The organism is Bacillus sp. FSL K6-0042 (assembly GCF_038006685.1).
Taxonomy (GTDB): Bacteria; Bacillota; Bacilli; order Bacillales; family Bacillaceae_G; genus Bacillus_A; species Bacillus_A pseudomycoides.
Window position 1 is genome coordinate 2,642,239 of record NZ_JBBOVS010000001.1, and the last position, 21,837, is coordinate 2,664,075.

The 21,837-nt window shown below is 31.4% G+C and carries 18 protein-coding genes and 1 pseudogene; 5 read left to right on the plus strand and 14 right to left on the minus strand.

Annotation, left to right across the window (positions count from 1 at the left end; all coding sequences use genetic code 11):
• Window positions 1-1,151: 1,151 nt before the first annotated feature.
• The 8 genes and pseudogenes from MHH45_RS13530 to MHH45_RS13565 form a co-directional block, all read right to left on the minus strand.
• Window positions 1,152-2,711: a flotillin family protein gene (locus tag MHH45_RS13530; protein ID WP_016113022.1), complete on the minus strand. Its 1,560-nt coding sequence runs from the start codon at window positions 2,709-2,711 to the stop codon at window positions 1,152-1,154.
• A 12-nt stretch (window positions 2,712-2,723) separates the two neighbouring features.
• Window positions 2,724-3,272 carry a hypothetical protein gene (locus MHH45_RS13535; protein WP_016113021.1) on the minus strand — a complete coding sequence of 183 codons (549 nt, stop codon included), beginning with the start codon at window positions 3,270-3,272 and terminating at the stop codon, window positions 2,724-2,726.
• 308 nt (window positions 3,273-3,580) lie between these two features.
• Window positions 3,581-3,733, minus strand: a pseudogene (locus tag MHH45_RS13540) (sporulation protein YhbH); the annotation flags it as partial.
• A gap of 24 nt (window positions 3,734-3,757) precedes the next feature.
• Window positions 3,758-5,524 (minus strand): ATP-binding protein, encoded by a 1,767-nt coding sequence (locus MHH45_RS13545; protein ID WP_249922715.1) that lies wholly within the window; start codon window positions 5,522-5,524, stop codon window positions 3,758-3,760.
• Window positions 5,521-6,597: an SIR2 family protein gene (locus MHH45_RS13550; RefSeq protein WP_088094200.1), complete on the minus strand. Its 1,077-nt coding sequence runs from the start codon at window positions 6,595-6,597 to the stop codon at window positions 5,521-5,523. The genes MHH45_RS13545 and MHH45_RS13550 overlap by 4 nt, the downstream gene beginning before the upstream one ends.
• 436 nt (window positions 6,598-7,033) lie before the next feature.
• Window positions 7,034-8,602 (minus strand): recombinase family protein, encoded by a 1,569-nt coding sequence (locus tag MHH45_RS13555; protein WP_088094201.1) that lies wholly within the window; start codon window positions 8,600-8,602, stop codon window positions 7,034-7,036.
• Window positions 8,599-10,053 carry a recombinase family protein gene (locus MHH45_RS13560; protein WP_088094202.1) on the minus strand — a complete coding sequence of 485 codons (1,455 nt, stop codon included), beginning with the start codon at window positions 10,051-10,053 and terminating at the stop codon, window positions 8,599-8,601. Before MHH45_RS13560 ends, MHH45_RS13555 begins: the two co-directional genes overlap by 4 nt.
• 55 nt (window positions 10,054-10,108) lie before the next feature.
• Window positions 10,109-10,240, minus strand: a complete 132-nt coding sequence (locus tag MHH45_RS13565; RefSeq protein WP_283936160.1) for a hypothetical protein — start codon at window positions 10,238-10,240, stop codon at window positions 10,109-10,111.
• A gap of 40 nt (window positions 10,241-10,280) precedes the next feature.
• On the opposite strand from MHH45_RS13565, the gene MHH45_RS13570 reads away from it, so the two are divergent.
• Complete coding sequence (locus MHH45_RS13570) at window positions 10,281-10,658, plus strand: helix-turn-helix domain-containing protein (RefSeq protein WP_088094203.1); 378 nt, start codon at window positions 10,281-10,283, stop codon at window positions 10,656-10,658.
• 95 nt (window positions 10,659-10,753) lie between these two features.
• On the opposite strand, the gene MHH45_RS13575 is transcribed toward MHH45_RS13570, so the two are convergent.
• A complete protein-coding gene (locus MHH45_RS13575; protein WP_018765635.1) occupies window positions 10,754-10,921 on the minus strand; it encodes a hypothetical protein in 168 nt (55 codons plus the stop codon).
• A gap of 122 nt (window positions 10,922-11,043) precedes the next feature.
• On the opposite strand from MHH45_RS13575, the gene MHH45_RS13580 reads away from it, so the two are divergent.
• Complete coding sequence (locus MHH45_RS13580; RefSeq protein ID WP_088094204.1) at window positions 11,044-12,591, plus strand: recombinase family protein; 1,548 nt, start codon at window positions 11,044-11,046, stop codon at window positions 12,589-12,591.
• A gap of 407 nt (window positions 12,592-12,998) precedes the next feature.
• Here MHH45_RS13580 and MHH45_RS13585 read toward each other — a convergent pair whose 3' ends face one another.
• The 5 genes from MHH45_RS13585 to MHH45_RS13605 all read right to left on the minus strand — a co-directional run bounded on the left by MHH45_RS13585 (window position 12,999) and on the right by MHH45_RS13605 (window position 18,609).
• Window positions 12,999-13,496 carry a hypothetical protein gene (locus MHH45_RS13585; protein ID WP_088094205.1) on the minus strand — a complete coding sequence of 166 codons (498 nt, stop codon included), beginning with the start codon at window positions 13,494-13,496 and terminating at the stop codon, window positions 12,999-13,001.
• Between the two features lie 27 nt (window positions 13,497-13,523).
• The gene (locus tag MHH45_RS13590; RefSeq protein WP_088094206.1) at window positions 13,524-15,671 is read right to left on the minus strand and encodes a DUF1430 domain-containing protein; all 2,148 of its coding nucleotides are present in this window, start codon (window positions 15,669-15,671) and stop codon (window positions 13,524-13,526) included.
• Between the two features lie 15 nt (window positions 15,672-15,686).
• Window positions 15,687-16,310 carry a putative bacteriocin export ABC transporter gene (locus tag MHH45_RS13595; RefSeq protein WP_088094207.1) on the minus strand — a complete coding sequence of 208 codons (624 nt, stop codon included), beginning with the start codon at window positions 16,308-16,310 and terminating at the stop codon, window positions 15,687-15,689.
• Window positions 16,311-16,388: 78 nt separating this feature from the next.
• Complete coding sequence (locus MHH45_RS13600) at window positions 16,389-16,670, minus strand: hypothetical protein (protein ID WP_088094208.1); 282 nt, start codon at window positions 16,668-16,670, stop codon at window positions 16,389-16,391.
• Window positions 16,671-17,115: 445 nt separating this feature from the next.
• Window positions 17,116-18,609, minus strand: coding sequence for a C39 family peptidase (locus tag MHH45_RS13605; protein ID WP_088094209.1), 1,494 nt, complete (start codon window positions 18,607-18,609; stop codon window positions 17,116-17,118).
• Window positions 18,610-18,755: 146 nt separating this feature from the next.
• Here MHH45_RS13605 and MHH45_RS13610 point away from each other — a divergent pair, with 146 nt between their 5' ends.
• The 3 genes from MHH45_RS13610 (at window position 18,756) to MHH45_RS13620 (ending at window position 21,525) form a co-directional block, all read left to right on the plus strand.
• Entirely contained in the window at window positions 18,756-19,397 is a 642-nt protein-coding gene (locus MHH45_RS13610; RefSeq protein WP_170927948.1) for a polymorphic toxin type 44 domain-containing protein, read from the plus strand.
• A 200-nt stretch (window positions 19,398-19,597) separates the two neighbouring features.
• Window positions 19,598-20,413 (plus strand): C39 family peptidase, encoded by an 816-nt coding sequence (locus MHH45_RS13615; RefSeq protein WP_088094211.1) that lies wholly within the window; start codon window positions 19,598-19,600, stop codon window positions 20,411-20,413.
• 44 nt (window positions 20,414-20,457) lie between these two features.
• A complete protein-coding gene (locus MHH45_RS13620) occupies window positions 20,458-21,525 on the plus strand; it encodes a hypothetical protein (protein WP_140386068.1) in 1,068 nt (355 codons plus the stop codon).
• Window positions 21,526-21,837 lie beyond the last annotated feature (312 nt).

Genomic DNA, 21,837 nt, shown 5'->3' on the forward strand with positions numbered 1-21,837 from the left:
AAATACATGATTTTTATTATACTTTTACGAAATAATGCTGATATAAATAGCCTTCCTAAGATATTTCTCGCTTCTTACCATCTTTAAAGAATGTTAAAAATAAAAATGGAGTTGCACATAATTTTTATATCACATTAACAATTCTGTTTATATAACTATAAAAATCATCTGAGTTACGCTATACACAACAGTCCATCCTATTTGTAATCTCACTTGAATAGAAGTAGCTTTTTCAAACGCTATATGAAGTTCAAATTCCCATATTAAATTAATTCCGTTTCTCTAACGCTATTTTCAATCCTTTTTGAAATTGTTCGATATCAGGATTAATTCAAAATACTTCCTCCATTGAAATGAGCTTGTTTAGTAAAATATTAATCTTTCCATACTTGTATATCTTTGCTTTCAATTTCCTCATCTTTCTAATCCTCCTAATGTTCCTGTAGCAAGTTGTGTAACGAATTATAATTAAACACATTTTAATGTAGTTTAACACACAATCATTTCTCCATTAATCTAAATTTACTTTATTTCAATTAAATTTAACACATTGAAAGAAATAACATAATTGTATGCAACAGAAAAGATATCTTTAGCCTTGATATTATTCAATTTCTTTATTTTTAGGAATCGATCTTGTTGTTCCTATAATGTCTTTTTATATGAATACGTTACAATTAATTACTGATATAATGAAATATTGCTACATTTACATTTACTCAATTACTAACACCTCCTATCACCGGAATATATATACAGATAGGCAGATAGATTCAATCAAAAATTGATTATACTGGGGTTATCTCTTTGTTCTTCATCTGAATCTTTATTTGAATTTACCAATCATATATGGGGATTATTTCTTTCCAAAGCATTAGGTGGCATGAGTGCGGCATGTATGATGCTAGCGAGATTCTGGTGCGAGAAATTTATAAAGCCTTGACATACTGATACTATCAATCTAAAAAAGGACATGATCAGTATGAAAAAGAAAAATTGATTTACAGAATCAACCTGTCCAAACTAGAAAGAATTCATCCATCAATTGTTTGCACTTATATCATCAAATATAATTCCGCTAGAAATATATGCGCTATTTTCGCTTTGCATTAGAGCCTAAAAAGGCCCCTAATACTAGAGGCCTTCCTTCGTTATTTTTCACTTTTCTCGTTTTCTTCCACTACTTGCACAACAGGCTTCTCAATCACCGCCTGCTGCACAGCACCTTTTCCAGCAAAACTTTCTAATAGTTCTTTTAAATCAATACCAGAAGAAGCTTTTAATGTTTCTTGCATCGTTGCCATTAGATCAGTCGCATATCCTGCCACTTTTCCAGCTCCGCTGTTTTTGCCACCGCCGCCTGTATCCACAACAGTAATCTTATCAATGTTACTAAGTGGGCTTGCAATTTCTTTTGCGTAGCTTGGAAGCATTTTAAGAACCATATCCATAATTGCCGCTTGCCCATATAATTCGAACGCTTCCGCAATTTTTTGCTTCGCTTCCGCTTCTGCTAAACCTTTTAACCTAATAACATCCGCTTCCGCTGTACCTTGCGCTTTTTGAACTTCTGCTTTTGCTTGCCCTTGTGCCTTTTCAATTTCGGCTTTTGCTAAACCTTCTACACGCACCTCTTCCGCACGTGCTCTTGCCTCTGCTTCAATCTTATATTGATCTGCATCTGCTTTTTTTATTTGTTTTACTTTTTCCGCTTCCGCTGATTGTTCAACTGCATAACGATCTGCATCTGCTTTCTTCTTTACTTCCGCGTCGTATTGTTTTTCACGACGCGCAATTTCTTTTTCTTCTAATTCAATTTGCTTTTCACGCTCAATGATTTTAACGCGCATTTGCTCTTCTGTAACACCTTGTTGTGCTTTTGCTTGTTGTAATTCATAAGAAAGGTCCGCATCGGCACGTGCTTGCTCTTGCTCTCTCTTATATGATTGTACTTTTAATTCTTTATGCTTTTCAGCCTCAGCAATTTGTGCATCACGTTGATATTCAGCTTCTTTTGCTTCTTTCTCCGCACGAGCTTTTTCAATACGTGCTTCTTTTTCACGCTCTGCATTCGCAATTGTTGCATCACGTTTCACTGTTGCGATTTGCGGTTGACCTAAAGCATCTAAATAACCATTTTTATCCATGATTTCTTTAATCGTAAAGGAGACAATACGAAGCCCCATTTTCTTCAAATCTGTCGAAGCAACTTCATGTACTTTTTGTGCAAATTGCTCTCTATTACTATAAGCATCCTCCACTGTCATTGAAGATAAGATAGCACGTAAATGGCCTTCTAATACTTCTTTCGCTTCAACTTTTAACTCTTCCGTTTCTTTCCCTAAATATTGTTCAGCTGCTGTAGATACTTCTTCAATTGTTGAACCTACTTTAATAATAGAAACACCATTTACCGTAACTGGCACCCCTTGCTTTGTATACGTATCACGTGTTCCAACTTCTAATTTATAGTTTAATAAACTAAGAAGTTCTGCTCGTTGCATAATTGGTACAACAAACGTACCGCCACCACGAATAATTTTAATTTTTTTACCATCATCTGTTGTGACAACGTTTTTCCCGTCACCAAGCCAGTTCCCTGTTACAATCAGCGCCTCATCAGGACCAACTGTACGATATTTTGTGATAAACACCAAAATAAGTAAAAGTAAGATTGCAAGTAATATACCACCGATAATTAATGGAATCATTCAAATTCCCCCTTATAACTTTGGTTTTTTTAAAGAATAAGCGATGTTCTGTACAAGCAAAACACCATCTTGAACTTCCTCAATCATGACCTCGGTTCCTTGTAAAATATCTTTCTTTCCAATTGTCTTAGCTGGTATCGCATTACTTCCAAATTGTGAAGAAACTAATACTTCTCCAAATCCTTCTTTCGGGATGGTAATAATCACTTCTCCTTTGCATCCAACAAATTCATCCATACGTTGCACTGTATTTTGTTCAGCTTCTGCAATTGGTTTTAAAATCAATATTTTCATTAGAAAAACTCCAATAAAAGATATGCCGAAAGAAAGACTAAAAATAACAATACTATTCCAAGTAAATAAATACTCTCCTATATAACTAAAACCACAGAGCATGGCAAAGAAACTGAGCAGCAACGTTACAATAGATGTAGATCCACCTCCGAAGCTAAATATGGATTCAAATATATCTCCAAAAAAGATGTAAATAACAGTAAGTACGGTAGCAATAATAAATCCATATAAATAAATTGTCTCAAGCGGATAACTCAACAATGTCATGCCTTATCCCCCTTTCATCATTACCTCTCTCTTTGTTATATGTATGCCTCACCTCTTCCGAATTATTTTTCCTAATTTTCAGTTATTTAATCTTTAAAGAAAAACCTGTACGACAGGCTGCTTAAAAAAGAACAGGAGGAGCCTATGGTGACAGGCTCCTCCTAGAAAATAACCGTTATATTGTATATTTATATAATATACTATTTTACATAAAAAGTAAAGTTATATAAATATTTCTACTTCAATTTTTTCCCTTTTATTACACATGAATGAATATTCTATTAATAAAAAACCCCTTAAAAAAGGGGTCACGCCATTCTCTCACCCGATTCTTCTTTAAAGAAGCTCTTCATTGCGTGGAATACATCAGCCTTTTGCTTTAAGATATAATATCTAAAATTCTCATCTTTAATATTTTTATAGGCTGACATAAGCGTACTGTGACGATTATACTGGTTTAGTTAGCAGGGGTATACCCGGACAGTTTAAACATTAACTCTTGACGATATGGTTTGTCTTCTAAAATTGTTTAATGCATTGTTTAAATTCTGTGTCACTACACTTTCATTCCAAGTCCGCCAAAATCTAACCGATTCTGAGTTTGGTTTTAAATGTGGCTCTCGAATCTTAATACGACTTGGTAACAAGCATGCATCTCCCACAACTAGTCCTTCTCCAATTCCTAAAGTAGGCAGTATATCTTGAATACCTCCTAAATTTTCAGGTAATAAATTACATACAGCATTTTTATCCGCTTGATTTGCCAACCTCAGAGCAATCACATTACTACATTGACTCATTATCGTCGTGTTTAACTCTGAAGGTCGTTGACTTACAATTATCAAACTTAAACCATATTTTCTTCCTTCTTTTGCAATTCTCTCAAAATGAGCTAAAGCTCTTATTCCAGCTGCATCTGCTAAATTCCTTGAAGGAATATACAAATGAGCTTCATCACATACTAATGCAATAGGATGTCTTTCTTCATAAATCGACCATTGTTGAATTTGAAAAATAAGTCTAGCTACCAAACTAATAACTATCGGCAAAATATCTGAAGGGACTTCTGAAAAGTCGATAATTTTAACTCCCTCATTCCCTTGTCCAGTTGGTTTCATCAATTTATCTACTAATTGATCTAAATAATTTGAAGACAATTGGTTATCCCTTAAATTAAATAAAAAACCATATCTTCTATCACTTATTTTTGATTCTAGTCTAGGAATAAATCTATTAAACTTACCATGAAATGGCCCATTTACTTCCCGATTATTTGCCCCTGTTACTTTTTGAGTATTCAGTTCTTTCAATTTGCTAATAACATCGTTTATTCTATAAGCTACCGGACTATCGATTGTAAAGGTTGCTAACTCTTCTTCCATACCTTCTTCTTGTAAAACCTGTTTTTTTGCCTCAATAACTGTATTAGAAAATGCCATTGACTGGTTAGGAGCATTTTCATCACTTCTGTCTAAAATCAACGCCAGCATATCTTCATATCCTAATAACCAATAAGGCAAATACAAAAGATTTTCATCAGAGGATTGAAGATCTCCAGGTCCAACTATTTTCAAAAACTTAATATTAGGATGTCCTGACAACGGACTATATTCCCCATGTAAATCAAAAACAACCATGTTAGATGAATTTAGCATGGCAACTTGCTCAATAATTTGAGCCGTTGTCCAAGACTTACCTGAACCTGTAGAACCAACTATCATAGCATGCCTTTGAAAGAAAGCATCTCCATCTAAAATAGCATTTGCATCTTGTGCCATTGTATACGTACCTAATGTTAATGGATTTTCAACTGAAGTCGTTTCATCTGCAATTAACCCTGTAAATGCTGATAATCTCTCTCCAATAAGAAGAAAACATTTAGCCCCTATTTCTGGTAATGTCTCAACAGCCCTACTAAATGTGGCTCTTTCTCTTCCCCCACCTGGTCCCTTTAACGTTCCCAGAGCATTTATATGAACTACATTATCATGAAAAACAACATATTCATCTTCATCATCATCTAAAGGTTCAAAATTAGCTTCAGAGCTTAAAACCCTATCTATTCTTCCAATTAGTCTTACATTAGCGTTAGATGTATGTATAATAACAAATCCATTTACATTGATTCTTTGCAAATTTCCTTCATCAACTACAGATACTGTTACACTATAACTATCAACCTTATTCACACTTCCTATACTTTCTTCCTCTTCAATATTAAAAAGTCTTTCATAAGCCATTTTCTTTTTCACTCTCCCCAAATAGTTTTAAGTAACCCCTTTAGAGACCAGATATCGATATGGTCATACGTTTCCGGCTCAACTTTATCACTAATAATAAAACTTCCTTCTCCACTTTCTTCAATAGCCATATAATTTCTTATTTCTTTTTGTTCCATCATTTCTTTAAAAGAAGGGGTTAAAGATTTAGTCAAAATTAATTTTGGTATAGTGCTATTTCTTAGAATAGGGGTAAATTTCCCCTGAATATGGATATCATTGAAACCAAATCCTAAAAATACAATAGCTTTCACTTTTTGAATACTTTCTTCCATTTCAACAAGTACACGATTATATGGCTCAAGATGTGTCTCAAGATATTTCCCTATTCCAGGAGTTACAATTACTGGTGTTATACCCATATTTATCAATAAAATATCATCACTAGGAGCTAAATTTGATAATTTTACAACTGATTTATCAGGAAGTTTAAACCAACATAATGAACCATGAGGCTTATAAATTTTCAAATGTTTTATGCTATCAAACTTTGGAGTCCTTCCTCCTCGAATAACCCTCTTCATCTTAGAACCAAATGTTTTAGAATCAATTGTTCTAGAGAATGAACCACTATTAAATCCATCCCAAACTTCCCATCCTGAATAAGCAGCAGACCATTCAATTAAATGATCATAATTAGTTGTAATAATATCAATACAATTATTAGTTGAATGCTTATATCTCTCAAATACTCTAACAAAACCTATTAAATCTTCATTACATATAATTTTTAATAATGCTTCACGTTCATCATTAGAAATACATTTCCAAGTAGTCTGGACAATTGCATTTGTTAATTTTTCTGGAACATTTCCTCCTAATGATTGCAAAGCCTCTTCTAAACCTTTATCGTCTTCCAAGGAATGAACAAATGTCTCCCATAGGGCATTCTCTTCATCTCCAAACTCATCTGTACAAACATGCTTGATAAGGTATTGTCCCAACTGCCACATTCCAGATATACCAGCACCACATGATGTACCACTACCAACAACAAAAAGAGGAGCTTGTTCAAAGACATCTTCTACATATTTGGTGTACTCCATCTCTCTAATTCCTCTCTCTTAATTCTCTATAACACCGAATTGATATTCGTACAAAAAAATAATTATCTATAACAATATTTTATCCATTTATTTTCAAATATGATAGTTATTTCTAATGCTTACATTTTTAATAAATACAAATTTTTTATGACTATGTACCCAATTACCGAAATACTTCATTCTCAACATATTTTTTTACACCTTATTACCGACTATGTTTACTTCCTAAAATTAATGTACATAATAATAAACAAAAACAAACCCTTTATCCTTAAGATATAGGCTCTTTCACAAGAGCCTCAAACTCGGTGATTGGGGATGTGTGGTATACCACTACCTCCCAATCACCGAGTAAAAGCAAAATTTCTATCTACAGTTCCACCTAAAAACCGATATCACAAACAATAAAAAACAGCCACCAATCTTGATAGCTGTTCTACAAAATCAAGCTGATTTGATTCTTTACATCACGTTTCGAAAAATCTGTGCGTAATTGTAATGAAATATCATACTCATTACGCTTTTTATTCTCTTTAACAGATACAGACTGAATTAGAGGTAGTAAAAATCTTCTTTTATCCATGTCACTTATTTCTTGAAGTTTTACATCATCTTGAAATACTTCGTTCAAGGTATGTAGCCATGTTTCTTTACTTTTCTCAACTTTTTCTTTGAGAGTAATTTGCTTTTTAAACTCGTTTATTTGCTGTGTTATTGTATCTAATTTTCGTTGTACATCTAAACGATAAATAGCTAAAGACTTCAAAAGACGCTTATCATCATTATTTTTCATACGTTGTTTGAGTTCTTCTGTAATATTTTGAAGTTTGATGGTGTAGTTTTCATACAGTTGTTGATGCTTTTGAATGTTGTGGTTTAATTCCTTTATTTCATGCTGAATTTTTTTTTCTATAGCACGATACACATTATGAAAACCACTTACTTTCACATCAGTAAGGGTTTGATTTACTACTTTATCATGAAGGAGGTCTGCATCTACTCTTACTTTACAGTTAGAACAGAAATAAATTTTTCCACCATATTTTTTATTTGTAGAACTTACTGTCTGTTGGTTCTTTGTTCTCATTAATGCATGACATTTTTCACAAGAAAGCAATCCTTGAAGTAAAAAACTCGTTTTGTAATGTTTAGGTACCATATTTCCACTACGTTTCTCTGAATATATACGCCAACATGCTTCCCATGTATTTCGTGGAATGATTGGCTTTACATAATGATTAGGTGCTTCAATCCAAATATCTCGCGCATTTAGTTTTCCATCGGTTTGTCTTCGCCATGATATCAAACCACAATAAAAAGGATTTAGCACAATCGCCTTTATATTTTCTTTACCCCAACCTTTTCCACGGCGGGAACCCTTAGGAAATGTATTAGCAATGTACTGAAAACCGTGACCTTTTAAATATAAGCTGAAAATTTCTTTTACATAACCAAGCTCTTCGGGGTATTCAATAAAATGCCCACTATTCTTATCATATGTGTAACCAAATGGTGGTTTTCCACCAAGCCATTTTCCTTGTTTTGCTTTGTTTTCTAGTCCCGATCGTGTTCTTGCAATAATGGTATCTACTTCATATTTAGTAAAACCATCTTCCATGAGTTTTACAATCAAATCATTATCAGTATTGTACACACCCTCAGTCGAACTAATAATAATAGGAATACCAAGTGTCTTCATGACAATACGAATGGTTTGATGTTCAAGAGGATCTCTGGCAAGACGATCACTTTTATAAACAATTACAAAATCAAATTCTTGTCGTTTCGCCGTTTCGAACATGTTTTCAAGTTCTTTTCTACTGGTGAGTTTATTTTTACGAGCTGAAACAGCCTTATCAAGAAAGGAATGAGTATGAATACAATCATATTTACGAATCACTTCCATAACAGAATTCATTTGCATATCCATGTCTTGTTTATCTGTAGAATGTCGTCCGTAAAAAGCAGCCTTCATATTTGGCTTTAATATATGGGAGAGCTTCATGGTGTCAACACCTCTTGAGTTCGTAAAAATGGGTGTTTAAAAATAATTTCACATTGCTTCCCATCAATATTTACTTGTTGTATTAAATCTTGAAAAAAGAAGCCTAATTGCTGATTATCCTTTATCTCGTCATAGGATAACGCCATAGAGCATTCATACTTGTTTATTTTTTTACGTAATTGTTCTAAATTACTTAATTCTTGAATGACCTGTTCTTTTTTTTGCTTGTATTTTGCAAGTTCGTCATACAACGTCATGATTTCAATTTCATTCTGTTCCTTACGTTGTATTTCTATTTCGTGATACCACGTATCTACTTTAGCAATCAATTTTTCATTTATAAACTGGATTTTCTTTTCAATAGTTTGTATTTTTCGATTCACTTGTTTCTTAGCATTTTGTTCATATCGCTCAAATAACTCATGAAAATGGGAAGTAAGTAGGCTATGAAAATATTCCTTACAGCGTTCAAAGACTAGCGGTTCGATTACACTTCTCAGAACATAAACAGAAGAATGATTTAAGCATTTGTATTTTAAGTTTTCTTTTTTTCTAGCCCTAACTTTTTGTAATGATCCATTGCATTCCGAACAAATTAGCAATCCCTGTAATGGAAAAAATACTTGTTCAAATACATAATCTTGATTAGTTTTTGGAGGAGATAAAATGGCAACAGTACTACATGCTTTCTTCCATATATCTTTATCAACAATAGAAAGTTTTTCATATTTACTAGTGACGTCTTCACCAAAAATAGTCATTGTGCGTAATCCAACATATGTTGGATTCAATACAATTTTCCTAATATCCGTAGAGGTCCAAGACTTTCCATTTCCCTTTAACCCCAGCACATTACAAAGTTCTTTTAGAGATTCATACTTCTCTGCTACAAGTTCTTGAAAAATCATTTTTACTATTTGTATTTGTTCATCAACTAGTTCAATTTCTTTTGTTTCTTTATTCCATTTGTAACCATATGGAAGACGTCCAGGATTTTTCCCACTTTGAAAATTAGTTTTTAATGTTTGCTTTAAACGTTCAATAATTTGTTCACCTTCACGTTGAGCCATGCCCGCCATAATTAATTCGAGATATTCACCAATCGGTGTATAGTACATCGGTGGCTCATTTGGTGCAGTTAAAACAACATTTATATTTTTATTTCTTAGTATTTGGTAAATTTCATAATACTCCATTACATTTCGAGCTAGTCGATCTCGTTTAAATAAAAATAAGGTTCCTACATTGTTATTCTTGATATCTTGCAATAATTTTTGTAAAGCTGGTCTTTTTTTCAAACTTACTTTTCGAGCTGATATTGCTTCGTCAATATACTCTTCATCAATAATCAAAGCCATATCGATGGAGCGAGTAAGAACTGAATTTTGCTGCATTTCAATAGAATTTTCTTGTAAATCAATTGAACTTCGATAGTATGCAACGGTCTTCAATTCAAGCCCTCCTCTCATGGTGTTCTATTTACACTGTATGTATAAAAAATGTTTGCTAGTCCTTTTCGACTGCTTTTGTTAATTCTTTCTTAACAATTTCTATATAGGCTTCAAACCATCTTTTTGCCGATTCTGGATCGTGAACATAACTAACTGATGTGATTGTAATTTCTTTTTTCTTTTTCATTATTTTTATCCCTTTCAATAAATTGTCGGAGGTTAATTTTATGATAAATGAACTTGGTAAACACATTCGTACACTTCGTAATCAAAAAGGAATTGGATTGAACACATTTGCAAAACAACTTGGTGTATCACCTGCTTATTTAAGTAATCTTGAAACAGGAAAGACAGATACTATTCAACTTTCACTACTACAAAAACTGCAAGACGAACTTCATCTCATTACAATGGATAACTTTTCATTAATACAGGATGAAACAAAATATAGAATTGCTCGGGCAAGCGCTCTCTTACATATCTTGATACAACAGAATGAAGCATTTGGATACTATCTATTAGAAACCTTAGAAAAAGGTATTTATCTATCTCAGGTATCACCTACCTCCAATAACAATGATCAGGATTATTATTTACAAAACTAAAAAGACTATTCACAATAAAAAACAATTGTTTATGTTAATGAATAATTTAAAACAAAAAAGAAGAGCATATCTCTTAAGAAAAGAGAATGCTCTTTTTATTTTTCATCTTCTTGGCAACTTACTGCCGCTTCAACTATAGACTTTAAAATTGGATTTTTCTTTTCCCATTCTTGTTGGAACCATTCTTTTTGTTCTTCTTTTTTCATTGTTGCAAGTGGTGAATGAATAATGACTTTTGTATTACCAAATTGAAATTCTTTCATCATATCCCCCCTTGCACTATATGTATGCAAGGCAAGAAAAAAGACGAACTATCATTTTCATAGGACAAGTTAGCTATACATATTCATAACAATAATAATAGACAAGCTGGTAGGTGAAACGAATGTACCGTCCACAAGAACTTGATGTATTCATCTATTTACGTAAAAGTCGAAAAGATCTTGAAGAAGAAAAAAAGGCAATGGAACATGGACAACATTACGATACACTTGAACGTCATCGTACTCAATTATTAGAACTCGCTCATAAAGAGCATCATAATATAATTGATATTTTTGAAGAAGTTGTTTCTGGTGAATACATATCTGAAAGACCTATGATGCAAAAACTTCTTCGCGAAGTAGAATCAGGTATCGCTGATGCAGTTTTAGTAATGGATTTAGATCGTCTTGGTCGGGGGGATATGGTAGATCAAGGAACTATTTATCGCGTCTTTCGCTACTCAGAAACATTCATTATTACTCCAACAGAAATTATTGATCCCAATGATGAAAACCAAGAGTTAACCTTTAGTATAAAATCTTTAATTGCTCGAGAAGAATTAAAAACAATTGTTAAACGTATGCAGCGTGGTAGAAGTGTTTCTGCAAAAGAAGGGAAATCTATCTCTCGCGTGCCAGCTTATGGATACTTACGGGATAATAACTTAAAACTTTATCCTGATCCTGAAAAAAATTGGATTATACCAAGAATTTTCGAATTAATGGCAAATGGAATGGGAAGACAGGCAATTGCTCAAGAATTAGACCGATTAGGTATTTCTCCTCCCGAAGGTGAATATTGGAATCCTTCAACTATCTCATCTATTACAAAAAATGAAGTCTATCTGGGTCACATCATTTGGGGGAAAATACGCTACACCAAACAAAATGGAAAATACATTCGTAAAAAAGTACCAAAAGAAAGATGGCAACGACACAATCATGCTCATCCCCCACTTGTATCAGAAGATCTATTTCAAAAGGCTAATATGGCTCATAGTAAACGCTGGAGACCTCCTACAATAAAAACAAAAAAGCTTTCTAATCCATTGGCAGGCATCTTATTATGTGAACTATGTAGTCACTCCATGCTTTATCAACCACGAAAAGATCGTCCTAATCCTCAAGTTCGTTGTGTTCAACCATCTTGTAAAGGTGTTCAAAAAGGGGCGTCCTTACTACTTGTTGAACAGCGCATACTTAATGGATTAAAACAGATTATTGAAAGCTTTGAGATACAAAAAAACATGGTACAAAAAAAGAACTCAAAAAATAATATTCTGCTACAACAAAGGGCTTTAGAAAAAAAAGAACAACAAATTAACGATTTACAAAAGCAAAAAAATAGACTCCATGATTTATTGGAGAATGGTGTATATGATATTGAGACTTTTTTAGAACGACAAAAATCAATTGTAGTACGTTTAAAAACTACCCAAGAAGAAATTGAACAACTTAAGCACGAAATTAAGCATGTATTAGAAAAAGAAAAACATATACATGAGTTTGTTCCCAAAATTAAAAATGTATTAGAAGCATACTATGCGACCGAAGATATAGAAAAGAAAAATCGCCTTCTTAAGTCAGTGCTTGAAAAGGTCACATATTTAAGAAAAAAAAGTTGGCAAAGAAAAGATGAATTTGTAATTGAATTATATACGAAGATATAAGCAAAACATCAGACTATTTCACACAAATATCATTTATCTTTTTGAACGTTTGAATTGAAATCTGTAAACAAAAAGGAAATTACAAAATTCAAATTCTATTGTGTGTATCATTTTACTGTTAACAGAATATTCACCGATAGTTCCTTTACTTTAATGAACTTTATTTTTATATTAACTGTATGTATTGTTAAAAGCATAGCATTAACATACCTAATAATTGAATCGAGATCCTGTTAATTAAGGATTTTTGTCAAACACTCGTAATATACTTCCTAGTCCTTTTTGTGAACATACTTTTAAAAATGTCAGACTCTCTTATACTAAGTGAATTCAAATACAAAAATAGCCAAATGCCTATACTTTAAGGCATTTGGCTTATATTATTAACTAAATTTCTTCTTAAATAACTAGGTTGATTTATAATTAGTGGCTTTTGTTTCATCGATTCTTTCTTGAATTTCTTTTAGAGCCTCAGCATAATTTTGTTCACCTACTATTTTTTTAATCTTTTCTTTATTACTTTCTGATATTTTATTATTGTAAATAAGAATCATCTTTTCATCTTTCACAGGGATTCCATTATCATCAAAAGAAACACTTATATTTGTACTCTCAGTTTTATCAAATCCAGGATTTAATTTTTCTGGAATGAACGAAGTATCTGAATTTCCATTCTCTTGTCTTAAATACACAAAATAATGTTTGTTCGTGTTTATATTTTTATTATTTGTTTCTGTAATTTTATTCTCATTAGGTGTTTTTGACATTTCTTCTTGTATGTCAGATGATTTTGTTTTTCCATTTCTTTGCTTCTCTTTAGTATCAAAGAAAAAATATCCTCCTAAGAATACAAAGCTCAAAATCACTAAACCACTTATTAAAATTAGATGTTTTTTTTGTAACAAATATATCCCCACTTTACTTAACTCAATTTATTTTTCTATTAATATTTGCTTAGTAATTTTATATTCACTTAAAATTAACAAAATACTCATTAATAAAATATCACAAATAGCTAGCACTAAACTAATTTTGAATAACAACCAACTATTGTTAGAAATAAAGAAACACGTTGTAAAGGACATTTGCCAAAAGGCTAATAAGGCAAGATAAACAATATTATGTTTTTCAAAGAAACTGTATCCAAAAATCCATTGTAACGCAAGCGATTTTTTAAACATTTCCAAATAATATATGGCAGAGAAAAAGAGTAGTACAGCCATTAACAGTAATAGTAAAGTACAATTAATGATAGTTAATTGCATCTTCTCAATATCATTTTGTACTTTCATCTCCACATTTGAATATGCAACAGATATAGGACTCCAAATACTATCAAATTTATATTTTCTAATCGTTTGTTTTGTTTTTTCAAAAGGATTATCCTCCGTACTATTTTTAGTATAGTACCCATATCCCATAGCAATTGTACTAGCTATATAATTTTGTTCAAATTTATTCGTTAAAATCACAGAAATTGGATCTGTAATTTCATAATTTGTATCTTCAGCCATTTGTGATGTAAATGTAAAATAAGATTGATTATTTTTGACATATAATATATTTACGTCAACTGAATCAGGATTCTCTTTGTTTAACATCTTTGAGTAATCTTTTTTTACTGTTTCTTTTATCTCTTTTTGCTGTTTGGTATATCTTTCAGGTACTAATACTGTTATTTCAGATTTGTTTGGTGATGGCAATTTTATTTTCTTATTATGAATATCATATATTGGATTTAAGGATAAATAGTTATTATTAATTACGACCTGCCTTCCTTCAGTTCCCCAAGGATTAGGATCTAATTCTGGAATTTTTTGATTTAGATAATAATTGGATGGGGATATATATATGGCTCCTTGAGTTTCTAGTTCTTCATATAATTGCTGAAATCGAGCCAATCCATTCTCATCGTTGATGTCAATTGTATTATCAGTACCGGCCTCAATTCCTAGAAATGAATAATTCTTCAGTATTTTCCATTTGCTTTGTTGATCAATTGTTTTTTTCAGTTCTATAAATGTAGCAATACCTTGTTGTAAACCTAGAATTAGAAATATAGCTAATAAGAAACGAGTAACAAGATTGGTATAAAAAAATAATTTCATAGGCTTTTTATTTTTTATCATTTGCGAGATATTTATAGTTTTAGTTCCAATCCAAGTAATAATTAAAATTACTCCTATAATTAAGAATAGGAACATAATATTTTTTATCCAAAAATTTAAAAATGGTATTAGTTTTTGATATTCATTATAAGATTGTAGATATATTAATAATCCTATACTTACTAGAATCCAAGAACTTAAAATGATTTTTCCGTATCTTTGGAGTAAATACATTCCAATGTGGAAAAAACTATCTCCATGCATAGATTGAATAGCAATAGCCTTATAATTATTCATGACGTCATAAGTTATAGAAAGTAATAGTAACAAACATAAAACAAAGCATGTAGTGTATATCATACTTTGATATGGATATTCATTGGAAGAAGTAGGGGAATTTTTTTTTGTTATTTTTAATGAAAATCCATAGTCTGTAGCAATTTCTTCAAATTTTTTAACACTTTTAGTATTACTTAGAGTATATACGCCTTTAATATCTCTTACTTTTTCTGCCGCAATCATTGGACGAATTTCTATTGGATCGAAGTTGTGGAAAATTTCCAATTGACCAACTTGATTTTTGTCGTGAGTTGGTATAGTAGAAAGGAACACATTTGAATCACTATTTTGATCTAAAAATTTTCCTTTCTTTAATTTCATATTTTGAAAATATGTATTGGAATCATATAATGCGACATAATATACAAGTTTCTCTTTTTTATTTGCTCCAGTCTCTTGTGACATTCTTTGTAAATTCACCTTAGCTTGCTTAGAAATCTCGGTAAGCATTTGAAAATTTTCTAATTTACTTTTAGAAGTGTTGCCTCCTTTTATCTCCACATCCCAATTCTCATGAGAATGATTTCTATCATAATTAAAGGATTGGAACTCTAAATATTCAAACTGCTTAATCGATAAAAAGCTCACAATTGTAAAAGTAATAGTACATAGAAGAAATATTAATTTTTTCATATTATAACCTTTCTCTTATAATTGAATGATTCTTGAAAATAGATAAGATAAAGAAGTATCATGCGTTACTACAATAATTGTTTTTCCTTGATGATGTAATTTTTGAAATAAAGAAACAATAATATCACGATTTTCACTATCTAATGAACCTGTTGGTTCATCCGCTAAAATGATGCTGGGATTTTTAAGTAACAATCTAGCAATTGCAATACGTTGTTGTTCCCCTCCGCTTAAGGTATGTACTTTTTTTTCTCCATACTTCATAAGCCCCACTTCATTTAATGCGGAATATATTGCTTCTTTTTTTTGTTGCTTACTCATTTTCTTATGTTTTAGTGCAATTTCTAAATTATTATTTACTGTTTCATTATCTATCAACGCATAGTTTTGGAATATAAATCCAATCTCGTTGCGCAATAAATGCCTTTTAGTCTTTTTAGAGTCTATGCTTCTGCCAATTATTGAAATTTCTCCGGAATCTGGTTTTTCCAATGTACCAATTATATTTAATAATGTAGTTTTCCCCTGACCACTCTTCCCATATATTCCAATAAAATCACCTGCTTTTACTTCTAAATTAAAGTTATTAAAAATAGTCTTATCAAGAAAAGTTTTATTCATATTCTTTATTTGAATCATTGAATTACTCCTTAAATAATAGTTTTAAGGGGATTTATATGTTTATATAAATCCCCTTGATAATTAAAGTATTATAATTTAGTTAATATACTTTTGATAAGTTACATTATATGGGCCATTATATGGTAGATGTTTTACAGCAGCTTTTCCAGGAGGCGCAATTGTACTTCTATAATTTACATTCGCACGTGTAATTCCTGAAGAATGATTAAAAATACTATGTCCATATACAGAATAATGAAACATTCCATCCTTATTATAACCATAAGACCAACTTTCCTTAGCAGATGCTGTAATAGGTACTAATGCTCCTACAGCTAACATGGATGACAACGCAAAAGTAATCGCTTTCTTTTTCATTTTATTTCCACCTTCCAATTTTTGTATTTTCCATTTCTAGTATATAATAACATAATTTTATAATATTACAATATATTAATTATTTTTTCCTAATTAAAGTGCTTTTATTTAACTACCAAATTACATTCAAATTTTTTCTTGTATCTGTTTATTACCTCTAATTAAGTAGCTGGTAATCTAATTTCATAAGCTAACACAGAAATTCATCAAACAACTAAATTTTACGATAAATGGTATATTATAACAATGTCATTATTCTAAATATGCAGAATTGCATATTTAGAATAATACGTATAATGAGCTCAATCAAACATTGCTACATAAAAAAACTAGCTCCTCTTATAGGAACTAGCTCCTTATCCACATTCATAAAAACATATAGCTTATTAAACTGTCCATTTTATAGGGTACAGTTCATCATAGGAAATAGCCTTTATATACATTATTATAAAGTTTTACTTTCATCCCAGGAACCATCTACTCTAAGATAATAAGATTTTCCATTGTCAGTAATCCAACCGTTTGCTAACATCTGACCTGAGGTATTCATATAATACCATTTATTATTATCTTGAACCCAGCCAGTTTTCATTACACCCGATCCATCCATGTAATACCAATTTCCTTTATCTTGAACCCAACCAGTTTTCATTACACCCGATCCATCCATGTAGTACCAATTCCCTTTATCTTGAACCCAACCAGTTTTCATTACACCCGATCCATCCATGTAGTACCAATTTCCTTTATCTTGAGCCCAACCAGTTTTCATTACACCTAGTGACTCATAAAAACGCCATTGATTTTTACCATCTAAAATCCACCCCATTAAATCAACGCCTGGAATAACAGAATAAAAGCTATCTATATCAGGAGTCCATACAAGATAATGGTCCTGTGGAGTTGCTAACCATTCATCATGAACAATCGCTGTACGATACCATACCTTTTCTGCAGGATCAAATATTTCTTCATAACCAACGCCTGTTACAGCATGATTATTGTAAATAGGGTGTGTTTGAGTTGTGATAATTGCCGGTCTATTTTTATCAATTTCTTTTTTATATTCTTTAAAAATGTTTGGATTTACAGGTTTATTCTTATATTCTTTAATCGAAATAGAATATTTCCCTGTTTTGTTCCAATATTCTTTCGCACCAGCTATACCATTATGACCAAATGAATTTCCTTGAGCATCCGTTTTCATTAGTTTCGGGAAGGTATCAAGAATATAGGTTTCATAATCTGTTCGATTGCTTTTTAAACGTGGAAATCCATTGTTTGCCCAATAAACAGTAACATTTGCATAGGCTGTAGGTAAACATCCGTGAGTCCATTCAAAGTCTGGAACATTTGATATATATTTATGGTTAAAATTAGGTATACTCCCTTTTTGCATTAGATTGTTTGCTTTATACAAGCTTTTGTTTTTAGTAGAAATAGATTCTGAATTAGATAATACATTAACGTTTTCAAGAGCTTCTTGACTTAATTTTTTATTAGTATTTAGGTCTCTATATGAGTTTTCATTAGTAGCTTTCTGAAAATACGAAAGTGGTCCTACATAAATACTATTCCCTTTATCTACACCGTAATAAGGGTTATTCCCCTTTCTTGTAGACTCTAATACACCTGGAATTTTATTATTCGCACTTACAATAATAAATCCATTCTCCTTTTGAGATTGATATACAACAAACAAATACGCTGTTAATTGTTTATGTGTATCATATAAGGCGCGATCTAATAGTAATTCACTATCTTTCCAATTTGAATCCGAATTTTTTTTAATAATTCCAAAGTAATTCTTTGCCTGCTGAGTAGCTTTCTCTAGAGGAACAATATGTTCATTCTCTTCAGCATGAACATTTATCACAAAAAAGAACAAAACAGCTACAAACATTAAAATACTATAAATTTTTTTTTGCAACTTAAACATAATAAAACTCCTTTTCTATTGATTTACAATTCTCGAATATAATATAACAATTTTTAGAAAAAGAGCAATTATTTTTATATACAAATTTACATATAAAGAAATATGCATTATAAATATATAGAAAGAAAAAAAAGGAGGGTATGTATATGTGGAAAAGGTTATTCCTTATTTCTTGCATCTTATCAATGTTTTATTTATCAAGTGGTGGTACTGCTTTTGCACAAACTGTTCCATCAAATGAGATGACTTCAAGTTTTTCTTATATTTTAAAAAGGAATGCACTGATTATGGCATATGCAGCTGAAAAAGCTAAAGAAGAGGGAACATTTCCTACAAGTGTAGGATTAGCCTTTGCAGAAAAAGTAAGACCTGGTGGTGAATGGGATTATAAAACCAAATTAGGAAGAAAAAAACAATATATCTTTAATGGTTATTTGATGAAAGGTGAAGATTTAGGAAATATACATTTTGGATATGTTGCAAGAGCAGCTACGATACCAATCGAATTAATAGCGACTGCAGAAGGAGCGGCACTTATATATCATGGCGATAAATATAAAGGCTGGGCTGATTCATATTTTGATCAACCAAATGATGAAGCCGGTAGAGCACAGGGAGTAATGTTCTGGGATAACAAGACACTTCCAGACCCTTACGGTCCACCACCACCACCTGTAAAGCCTTTTGAATCGGCTAAAGAACAACCAAAATTTAAAGCTCTAACTATCAAAGAAAAAACTGAAATTAAAGCAGATATACAACGTATATCTAAAGAATTGTTGAAATAAATATAAAAGTTTGTTTCTAAAAACTATATATTACTATACAAAAAGCTGGTTCCTAATTTAGGAGTCAGCTTTTTGCATAATAATCTTGGATGAATTACATCTCCATAAATATGCAATTATGCATATTCATGGAGATGTAATTGCTATAATATACCATTTTACCTAAAATATTATTATATTATGAATAAAGGAGATACGATATGAAACCTATTATTAAAGGATTAAGTATGGGAGTTTTAGCAATGAGTCTCTTTCTACCTTCTAGTACCAGTTTTGCAGCACAAAATATTGAAAATACTGGTGCATTACTAGATGACCCATATAAAGATACTGAGGAAGCGAGAAAATTATATGAACTGGGAAAAGAAGCAGATAAAAAGATACAAGAAAAAGAAAAAAAACAACTTCATCGTATGAAACAACCAAATGATGATTATGTTATTCCAGTAGAACAGAATAAACAAGTAAAATTTTATTATTGTGGACCAGCTTCAGTACGACAATCCTTAAGTTTTCATAAAACAGATAGTGGTATAGGTCTTTCTCTTCCTTCTCAAGAAAAAATTGCTTTTACTGCTGGAACAGACAATATGAAAGCTTCTACATCAGCGGGACTTGCAAAAGCCATAAATCAGTATAGGCATGACTTTGATTTTGCCGATACTCCTTATAAGCTAGGAGATATAGAAGGTTCATCCAATCCTATTGGATTATTAAAATCCCGTGTTAAGGCATCTATCAGCTCCCGAACAAATGCCCCTATTTTATTAGTGGAAACAGAAAACATGAATCGCTATAGTAAGGCACCGAAAAATTATCGTCATTATGTTACTGTTAGTGGGTATTTTGGCTCAAGAAATGCAATGCGAATTGTAGATGCAAATCATATTGTTGCTAACGGAACTGCTTTTGGCGGAACTTACGAGGAAAATATCGGAAATGGAACTACTAAAGGTGTTGGAAAGGCTGTTCTTATTGCAGATAAAAAGGGCGGTAATGCTGCAATGTTATGGTAAAAAGAAGTCTTTTTTTATCCATTAGTTTAATATGCTTTACAATATTGAGTGCATGTAATGTAACTAAAGATACTTCTAAAGGTATTAGCAAAATAGAACAAGAAAAAACAGGAATATTCACAAAATTTTCACCTGATTACAATCGTTTTTATTTACCATCTAGTTCCAATAAAGTAATGTATATGACTGTTGATGATGGCAGTAAGTCCGGTATGCCAAATAAATTAATAGAATATGATTACGTAAATAAAGAGGTAAAAGAAGTCTTCCAATCGAAATTAAAAAGTCCTAATATGCAAGGTCAGCAAGCTAACAAGGATTGGATATTATGGACTGATACGGATGAATTCGGTAGTCAATCCATTTTATATGTAAAAAACATACATAATGGTAAACACAAAAAATTATATGAAACAAACGCACCAATAGATGCTAACTTGTATCAACATTTTGTAACTTGGACAGAAATTGATCCTATTAAAAAGTTAGGTTATATAAAAGTATATGATTTGAAAAATGATACAGTAAAAACGATTGCTACGACAAATTCGTATGATTCAGCTTATTCCGTGAGTCATATGAATCAAGGGAAATTAGTGTATTCAGATGGAGATGGTAATACAACTAACTTATACTTATATGACCTTAAAAGTGGCGAAACACTTGTGTATCCTATTCCTCACAAATTTATTAACAATATTCGAATTATAGGAAATAAAATTTTCTATGCTACTTTTCCATCACCAGATCAGTGGTATCCAGAATCCTACTTTATTGTGAATATGGAAACTAAAGATGTTAAACCTTTTCAATTAGATGGAATTGATGGCGATACCAATAATAACATTGGACTAATGTATGCATTTCAAGACTATATGGTTTTTCAAACAAGTACTCAGCAAGTATGGATATACAAATTACAAGATGAGGGATATAAAAAACAGAAGTTAGATGTTTCCTATCCATTTCAAACGTCGATGTCAGAAGGACTTGACATAAATATTATATGCGAAAAAAAAGGAAGCGATTCTCGTTATATTATGTCTCTTGCAAGTAAAGATGTAAATACAACATTTCAAAAACTACCTATAGAACCGTATAAAACCAATTAATCAAGATTAATTGGTTTTATACTCCTACTTCTAAGGTTATGTTTTGATGCAAAAAATGAAAGAGTATAGGGAAGTACATCTTCCTAATAAATTAATCTTTTTTTATTATATATATTAATTCTATTCTTACAAAAGGGCTACAACTGTGTCAAAAAATCTTTATCATTAGGTATAAATCTTAAAACATCTTCATAACAACGAAATAGATATAATGAAACACCAAAATAAGCTATCCTTTCTATAATTATGCGGAAAGAATAGCTTATTTTAATATTTTCAGGTGCAATACTCCATTTTCTCAAAAAATCCAAA

What these genes read in the sequence shown, in the direction of transcription:
- MHH45_RS13580 (WP_088094204.1), top strand. Translation starts at nt 11,044, where the DNA reads ATGTACCGTCCACAAGAACTTGATGTATTCATCTATTTACGTAAAAGT.
- MHH45_RS13575 (WP_018765635.1), bottom strand. Translation starts at nt 10,921, where the DNA reads ATGAAAGAATTTCAATTTGGTAATACAAAAGTCATTATTCATTCACCA.
- MHH45_RS13530 (WP_016113022.1), bottom strand. Translation starts at nt 2,711, where the DNA reads ATGATTCCATTAATTATCGGTGGTATATTACTTGCAATCTTACTTTTA.
- MHH45_RS13590 (WP_088094206.1), bottom strand. Translation starts at nt 15,671, where the DNA reads ATGAAAAAATTAATATTTCTTCTATGTACTATTACTTTTACAATTGTG.
- MHH45_RS13605 (WP_088094209.1), bottom strand. Translation starts at nt 18,609, where the DNA reads ATGTTTAAGTTGCAAAAAAAAATTTATAGTATTTTAATGTTTGTAGCT.
- MHH45_RS13555 (WP_088094201.1), bottom strand. Translation starts at nt 8,602, where the DNA reads ATGAAGCTCTCCCATATATTAAAGCCAAATATGAAGGCTGCTTTTTAC.
- MHH45_RS13595 (WP_088094207.1), bottom strand. Translation starts at nt 16,310, where the DNA reads ATGATTCAAATAAAGAATATGAATAAAACTTTTCTTGATAAGACTATT.
- MHH45_RS13600 (WP_088094208.1), bottom strand. Translation starts at nt 16,670, where the DNA reads ATGAAAAAGAAAGCGATTACTTTTGCGTTGTCATCCATGTTAGCTGTA.
- MHH45_RS13615 (WP_088094211.1), top strand. Translation starts at nt 19,598, where the DNA reads ATGAAACCTATTATTAAAGGATTAAGTATGGGAGTTTTAGCAATGAGT.
- MHH45_RS13570 (WP_088094203.1), top strand. Translation starts at nt 10,281, where the DNA reads ATGATAAATGAACTTGGTAAACACATTCGTACACTTCGTAATCAAAAA.
- MHH45_RS13535 (WP_016113021.1), bottom strand. Translation starts at nt 3,272, where the DNA reads ATGACATTGTTGAGTTATCCGCTTGAGACAATTTATTTATATGGATTT.
- MHH45_RS13610 (WP_170927948.1), top strand. Translation starts at nt 18,756, where the DNA reads ATGTGGAAAAGGTTATTCCTTATTTCTTGCATCTTATCAATGTTTTAT.
- MHH45_RS13565 (WP_283936160.1), bottom strand. Translation starts at nt 10,240, where the DNA reads ATGAAAAAGAAAAAAGAAATTACAATCACATCAGTTAGTTATGTTCAC.
- MHH45_RS13550 (WP_088094200.1), bottom strand. Translation starts at nt 6,597, where the DNA reads ATGGAGTACACCAAATATGTAGAAGATGTCTTTGAACAAGCTCCTCTT.